The organism is Clostridium sp. MCC353 (assembly GCF_018785315.1).
GTDB lineage: Bacteria > Bacillota > Clostridia > Lachnospirales > Lachnospiraceae > CHH4-2.
Genome location: NZ_WQPN01000143.1, coordinates 61,580 through 68,671, shown reverse-complemented (window position 1 = coordinate 68,671; position 7,092 = coordinate 61,580). Strand labels below are relative to the sequence as shown.

The following is a 7,092-nucleotide window of genomic DNA, read 5'->3' as shown; positions in this document are numbered from 1 at the left end:
AAAGCGTGGGCGGATCGGGCCGTGAGGCGGTGAACGCAGGCGGAACACAGGAGGCCGGGGCATGGTTCGCGGTTTCAGGCTCATGGTTCCGGCCGGGGCAGCTCTGGAGTGTGTTTGAAAATTGCTTTCTGGCAGATGTGCGTCACAGTTTGTGGGAGATTTGTTCCGAATGAGGGAGGCGTAGCGGGCTACGTTGACCGAATTCGGGGCAAATATACCGCAAAGTGGGGCGTGCAGATGACGGAAATGAATTTTTAAACACACTCGAGGGCTGAAAAAAGGGAAATGAAGGGTACCGAGAACATTCATCGAAGAATTTCTGAAGAAATTTTCGATTCAGGTTCTCTAAATCGCTGACTTTGAGGTCAGCGATTTCCCCTTCATTTCCCTTTTTTCAGCCCAAGAGCTGCCGACGGCCGGAACAAATCGCCTGAAACCGCGAACCATGCCCCGGCCTCCTGTGTTCCGCCTGCGTTCACCGCCTCACGGCCCGATCCGCCCACGCTTTCCTGCTGGTGTTCGCTGGCTGAGTTAAAAAGACAATTTTTCCATAGAAGGAGCTGTTGTTAAAGTAGATAAATAATCTACTGGAGTAGCAGCTTCTTTTTTTGCGCTAAAAATAGAAAAAAAGGGTGCCGTTCAATCAATTAATTTGATGATTTTGGGACATATTCTTATCGTTATTTTCTCAATTAAATAAAATTTTCCTTCACTATATGGGAAACCTTAAAGGATTTTCAGGTTGAATACACATAATCAACACAATCAATTGGTAGAGTAAAAGTAAAGAAATTTGTGATGAAATGTGATAAATCCGCTGTTGGCGCGGACACACTCCAGGATAAAAAGAGCGTGTTTTCATCAGCGGAGGTGCGTTTCGGAATGGAGGAAATGGATGTACAAACGAAGCATGGCGGCAGTTTTAGCAGTCGCTGCGGTTACGGCCGCGGTATTTCCGATAACGGCAGAAGCCTCTTCTGACTTTGATATGAGAAAAAAGGTGATCGGTATTGCGGGGATCATGAATGTGACTAATGTCAGTGAGCAGGTGACAAGAGGGGAATTCGCCTATATGCTGGTCAATTCCACTACATATAAGAGCACCGTGTCCCAAATAAGCAATGTTTCGGTATTCGCCGATGTACCCAGGGAACACCGTTATGCGGCTCAGATCAGGATTGCGGCGGAGCAGGGATGGATGAGCGGTTATCTGGGCGGTTTATTCAAGCCGGACAGCTATATAACGATGCAGGAAGCAGCGAGAGGGCTTTTGGCCCTTCTCGGTTACACCAATGAAGATTTCACGGGGGACCAGCTTAATTCCCGGCTCTCAAAATTTTATTATCTGGAACTGAACGAAAATGTGGAGCGCGACAGCAATGAAATTTTGAATAAGACAGACTGTATTCATTTGTTCTATAACCTTTTGAAGACGGATACGAAGAGCGGGACTTTTTATGGTAAGGTGTTGGATCTGGAGCTCAATTCAGATGGGGAGATTAACCCGCTGACCCTTGCGGACAACAACCTAAAAGGACCCAAACTGGTAAGAAAAAGTTATGATTTGGAAGACTGGGTTCCCTTTGACCTGGGGGAAGCCAATTTATTCTTAAATGGTTCCGGAAGCTCCATTTCTGAGATCAGAAGCAAGATGTCTGAATATGGGTATGTGATCATCTATTACAGCACCGCCACAAAAAGCGTTTGGGCTTACAGCGAGGACAATGGGGATGCCAGTCATACGGTCGTGAGAGGTGAAGTGACCAATATTTATTATACTTCAGCGGATGTCATGACGCCCAATGCCATTACCCTTGACACCTATGGGGATGATGAAAAATTTTCATTGGATTCTTCCCAGGTGCAGTTCGCATTTTCCATGTATGGAACTGTGGGAATCGGAGATGATGTGGCCCTTGTCTGTGAGACAACGGAAAAATCAGACGGCACGACGGTCTACACTGTGATCGACTATATCGAATATTAATAAAACCGGGAGCTGTGAGAATGAAAATAGGATTCAGAAAAAAAGAAGGCCTGCCGAAAACCGAAACCAGGCAGAACCGAAGAAATAGAAAGAAAGGCAGTAAAAAGATCATGGTCATCGTTTTGGCGCTGACCGCTGCCGCCGCAGTGGTGGTTGTTCCCAAAGCGCTGGCCGGTTCAAAAAAGGCCAGCGCAGGCGCGGAAACGGTGAGAACAGCGGCAGTGACAAAAGGCAGCATCACTTCTGAACTTTCCTCTTCAGGAACTATATCGCCTAAAGATACTTACGAGATCACTTCACTGGTGGAAGGCGAGATTATAGCGGCTGATTTTGAAGAGGGCGGCCAGGTGGAAAAAGGGCAGGTATTATATCAGATCGACGTATCTTCCATGGAAACGGAGTTAAAATCCGCAGCCAATTCCCTGGAACGGGCGCAGGCCAACTATGATGTGGCGGTGGAGGATTATAATGAAGCGCAGGAAAAGTATGGAGGCAATATCTATAAGTCCACACGAAGCGGTTTTATTACGAAGCTGAATATACAGTCAGGAGATAAGGTGGGGGCAGATAAAGAAATCGCTTCCATCTATAATGACCTGACCATGAAATTGAAAGTACCGTTTCTGGCCACAGAAGCCGTATTGATTCCCGTTGGCAGCCAGGGAACCATTACCCTGACGGACACAATGGAGCAGTTGGCCGGTGTGGTCACTGCGGTCAGCAATATGGATGAAACATTGACCGGAGGGCGCCTGGTCCGCTATGTTACGGTGGAAACGGCAAATCCGGGCGGATTAACAGCCGAACATTGGGCAACTGTGGCGGTAGGCGATTTTCTCAGTGCGGCGGAGGGACAGTTTGAGGCCGCTCTCGATACCAGTTTAAAGTGTGACCTGTCTTCCAGTGTGGAGGTGGAGGCCCTGCTGGTCAATGAAGGGGATTATGTGACTGTGGGCACCCCCATTTTCCGTATAGCGGCTAAGGACGCGGAGAAGCTGATAAGAAGCTATAAAGACGCTATGGATAAAGCGGAAGAAACCCTGGAATCCGCCCAGAGCAAAGTGGATACAACCCAGGATTCTTATGAGGACTATACGATCACTGCGCCTATATCCGGCCAGGTGATCACAAAGACCAGCAAGGTGGGAGACAATGTCAGCAGAAACAGCAGCAATTCCACGGTGATGGCAGTGATCTATGATTTATCTGAGGTGACGTTTGAGATGTCCATCGATGAGCTGGACGTGCAGAAGGTTAAAGTAGGGCAAAAAGTTGAGGTCACTGCAGATGCCATTGAGAATCAGACATTTACTGGGACTGTTACCAATGTCAGTCTGCAAAGCTCTTATTCCAATGGGGTAACTAATTATCCGGTAACGGTAACCTTAGATGAGGTGGGCAGCCTTCTGCCGGGAATGAATGTGGACGGCCGGATTATTCTGGATGAAGCGGATGATGTGCTGCTGATTCCGGTAGGAGCTTTAATGCGTGGAACCCGGGTTTATATTAAGGACGAAACAGTTACCGAAGCGCAGGGCACGGTTCCGGCAGGTTTCCGGTCGGTTGAAGTGGAAACCGGACTGGTAAATGACGACTATGTGGAGGTCATAAGCGGCCTTTCAGAAGGGGATACGGTTTATCTCTCCGAATCTTCCGGCAGTTCCGCCACCTTTATGATGCCTGGAATGCAGGGAGGAATGCCTCAGAGCGGCGGTATGCCGGGCGGCAGCATGCCGGGCGGCCAGGGCGGAGGACAACGCCAGGGCGGCAGCCAGCGGCAGGGAAGCGGAAGATAACGGCAGGCAGCAAAAGACAAGTAAAGGGAAGAGGAAGGCAGCAAAGGAGAGTTTTTCAAATGGCAGAAGCGCTAATCGAGCTTATAGACATTTATAAAATTTATCAGATGGGATCAGAAGAGGTGCGGGCCAACGACGGCATCGATCTAACCATTGACCGGGGGGAATTCACAGCGATTGTGGGAAAATCGGGAAGCGGGAAATCCACACTCATGAATATCATTGGCGCCCTGGATGTGCCGACATCGGGCAGCTATCTGTTAGATGGAGAAGATGTGGGACAGATGACGGATAATCAATTGGCGCGGATCAGGAACCGCATGATCGGTTTCATTTTCCAGCAGTATAATCTGCTTCCCAAACTGAACCTGCTGGAAAATGTGGAACTGCCCCTTCTCTATGCAAAAGTGGGCAGGGAGGAACGCCAGGAAAGGGCATTGCGGTCCCTGGAGCGGGTGGGTCTGGCTGAGAAATGGAAAAATCTTCCCAACCAGTTATCCGGCGGCCAGCAGCAAAGGGTGTCAATTGCCAGGGCCCTGGCCGGGGATCCGTCCCTCATATTGGCGGATGAACCCACAGGAGCGCTGGATTCCAGAACCAGCCGTGATGTACTGGACTTTTTAAAACAGTTAAATGAGGAAGGGAACACAATTGTTATGATCACTCATGACAGTTCCATTGCGATGGAAGCGAGACGGGTGGTCCGGATCCATGACGGAAAAATAAATTTTGACGGAGATGTGAAAGAATATGCTGCAATCATTTAAACTGGCGTTAAAGAGCATATGGAGCAACAAAATGCGCTCTTTTCTGACCATGCTGGGAATTATCATCGGCGTTGCGTCTGTTATTATCCTGGTCAGCCTGGTCAATGCCTATATGTCCTATATGACGGAAAGCTTTGCCAGCATGGGCACAAACCAGATCACCGTGCGGGTGACGAACCTCTCTTCCAGGTCTGTTTCGGAGCAGGATATGTACTCGTTTCTGGAGGAAAATTCAGATATATTTGACCATATGACGCCCATGGTTTCCGTATCCACCACGATCAAACACGGGAGTGATTCCCTGACATCCACCGGGGTGAGCGGTGTGAGTGAGGAATATCTGGATATCAAGGATTATAAGCTGGAATCAGGGCGCAATATCCAGTATTCCGATATCATTTCCCGCCAGAAAGTTTGTGTGATCGGTTATTATACGGCCAGTGAATTATATGGGAGCCCGGAGGAGGCGTTGGACCAGACCTTGAAAATCGGCGGTTATGCGTACCGGATTGTAGGAATCGTGGAAAGACAGGAGGAAGACAGCCTGAAGGAAGGCGGAACCGATGATTTTGTGTGGATGCCTTACAGCTGTGCTGTAAAATTGAGCAGAAATGCTGTGATCAGCAATTATACCTTTACAATTGCAGATATAAAAAATGCGGATACTGCTAAAAAAATGCTGGAAAATTATCTCTATGAAGTCTTCAAAGATGATGATCTCTATACGGTAACCGCCATGAGTGAACTGCTGGATTCTTTAAATTCCATGATAGCCATGGTCTCGGCAGGACTTGGTGGCATTGCCGGGATTTCCCTGCTGGTTGCCGGGGTCGGGGTTATGAATATTATGCTGGTTTCGGTGACGGAGCGCACCAGGGAAATCGGCATACGCAAGGCGCTGGGGGCAGAGACCGGAGTGATCATGCAGCAGTTTGTCATAGAGGCCGCTGTGACCAGTTCCATCGGAGGTCTGATCGGAATTGTTTTAGGCAGCGTGGCTACTACAACAGTAGGGGCTGCGGCCGGATTAAATGCGGCGCCGACCACTTCGGCTGTGCTGGTTTCATTCAGCGTTTCCGTGGGAATCGGGCTGCTGTTCGGATATATGCCGGCGAAAAGAGCCGCGCGGTTAAATCCGATCGATGCATTGAGAAGTGAGTAAAAGTTAATAAATTCTTTACAGAGACCGTCGCTATATGCGGCGGTTTTTGTATTATAAGAGAACCGCCGCATATAGCGGTATCCTTTCTGGTTCAATCCCCATTATTGTATATAAAAAATAAATAATTTCCAAAATATGGAAGAAGCTGCCCGAATTTCGAGAATGCTGACCGTTTTTAACTGAAAATATTGAAAATATGACTAATTAGTTGTATAATTCGAACATAAAGCTGACCGGAAAGCTGGAGAGAAGGGGGGAATCATTATTCGATATCTTGAGATAAAGCATATGCTGAAAGAAAAAATTGAATCAATGCCGCCTAACGCCAAGCTGGACAGCAGGCCGTCTTTGTGTGTGGAACTGGAGACGACCAGGACCACACTTGATAAAGCAGTGGCTGAGTTAGTGTATGAAGGTTTTCTATACTCTGTGAAAGGGAGCGGAACCTATGTGACGGAGGGGAAAGGCGGTATTAAAGTGGATGTCAAAGAACGGGTAGAAAATTGGGGCGTCATTGTGCCCAATGTGATGGACCGCATTTACTACAGCTTAGTCCGCGGCGTGGAAAATGCGGCCCAGGCGGACTCTGTCAATGTGATCCTGTGCAATTCGGATTCCGATGTGGAAAAACAGAAACAGTATATCAGGCGCTTGATCGCCTCAGGAGTTTCCGGATTCATAATCGTACCCGTAATTGCCAAACGGAGCGAAGAAAACTGTGAACTCTACCGTCAGCTGACAGACGCCCATATCCCATTCGTGTTCTGCAACCGCAGCGTCGACGGTATCACAGCCCCGGTTATAACATCAAATGATTTTTACGGAGCTTACATTGCTGTAAAACATCTGATTTCAAAGGGATACCGCCGGATTGCCTACATATCAAAGACAAAGTACAAGACCAGCATAGACCGGTGCCAGGGGTATCTGTCAGCCCTGATTGAAGCCGGGATCGGGATAAACAGAAGATTGATTTTCATTGAAGAAGAGGACAGCCCATCGCTTCGGGGATATGAAACGATGAAGAAGCTGCTGAACGGAAAAGTACAGTCGGATGCGGTATTCTGTTTTAACGACAGGATTGCCCAGGGCGTTTATATGGCTGTCCGGGAGGCCGGGCTGAAGATTTCTGACGATATCGGGGTGATCGGATATGATGATTCCGAGGTTTGCCAGTTGATGGAGCCGCGGCTGTCATCGGTTTCCTATAAAAGTATCGAAATCGGAGAGACGGCGGCCAGAATACTCAGAAAAATGATCAATGGGGAACCGTTGTCGGAATTTGAATATTATTTATTTCAGCCGGAGATTGTGGAGAGGGAAAGTTGCAAAGGGCCTGTGATTTGGAGTGAACAGGCTGGATAAGTTTCAGGCAGAATT

Annotated in this window: 6 protein-coding genes and 2 pseudogenes; 6 read left to right on the top strand and 2 right to left on the bottom strand. The window is 48.2% G+C overall.

Annotated features, from left to right (window positions below):
• Window positions 1–198, bottom strand: a pseudogene (locus GPL15_RS28210) (DUF6783 domain-containing protein); the annotation flags it as partial.
• On the opposite strand from GPL15_RS28210, the pseudogene GPL15_RS28205 reads away from it, so the two are divergent.
• A pseudogene (locus GPL15_RS28205) lies at window positions 175–258 on the top strand (DUF6783 domain-containing protein); the annotation flags it as partial. The pseudogenes GPL15_RS28210 and GPL15_RS28205 sit on opposite strands and share 24 nt — an antisense overlap.
• 122 nt (window positions 259–380) lie before the next feature.
• On the opposite strand, the gene GPL15_RS27815 reads toward GPL15_RS28205, so the two are convergent.
• A complete protein-coding gene (locus GPL15_RS27815) occupies window positions 381–503 on the bottom strand; it encodes a hypothetical protein (protein WP_275950523.1) in 123 nt (40 codons plus the stop codon).
• Window positions 504–895: 392 nt separating this feature from the next.
• Here GPL15_RS27815 and GPL15_RS22905 point away from each other — a divergent pair, with 392 nt between their 5' ends.
• The 5 genes from GPL15_RS22905 (at window position 896) to GPL15_RS22885 (ending at window position 7,077) form a co-directional block, all read left to right on the top strand.
• Entirely contained in the window at window positions 896–1,987 is a 1,092-nt protein-coding gene (locus GPL15_RS22905; protein ID WP_215701001.1) for an S-layer homology domain-containing protein, read from the top strand.
• Window positions 1,988–2,007: 20 nt separating this feature from the next.
• A complete protein-coding gene (locus tag GPL15_RS22900; RefSeq protein ID WP_215701000.1) occupies window positions 2,008–3,783 on the top strand; it encodes an HlyD family efflux transporter periplasmic adaptor subunit in 1,776 nt (591 codons plus the stop codon).
• A gap of 59 nt (window positions 3,784–3,842) precedes the next feature.
• Window positions 3,843–4,550 (top strand): ABC transporter ATP-binding protein, encoded by a 708-nt coding sequence (locus GPL15_RS22895; protein ID WP_215700999.1) that lies wholly within the window; start codon window positions 3,843–3,845, stop codon window positions 4,548–4,550.
• Window positions 4,534–5,712: an ABC transporter permease gene (locus GPL15_RS22890; RefSeq protein WP_215700998.1), complete on the top strand. Its 1,179-nt coding sequence runs from the start codon at window positions 4,534–4,536 to the stop codon at window positions 5,710–5,712. The genes GPL15_RS22895 and GPL15_RS22890 overlap by 17 nt, the downstream gene beginning before the upstream one ends.
• A 258-nt stretch (window positions 5,713–5,970) precedes the next feature.
• A complete protein-coding gene (locus GPL15_RS22885; RefSeq protein ID WP_346345029.1) occupies window positions 5,971–7,077 on the top strand; it encodes a GntR family transcriptional regulator in 1,107 nt (368 codons plus the stop codon).
• The last annotated feature ends 15 nt before the right edge of the window (window positions 7,078–7,092 follow it).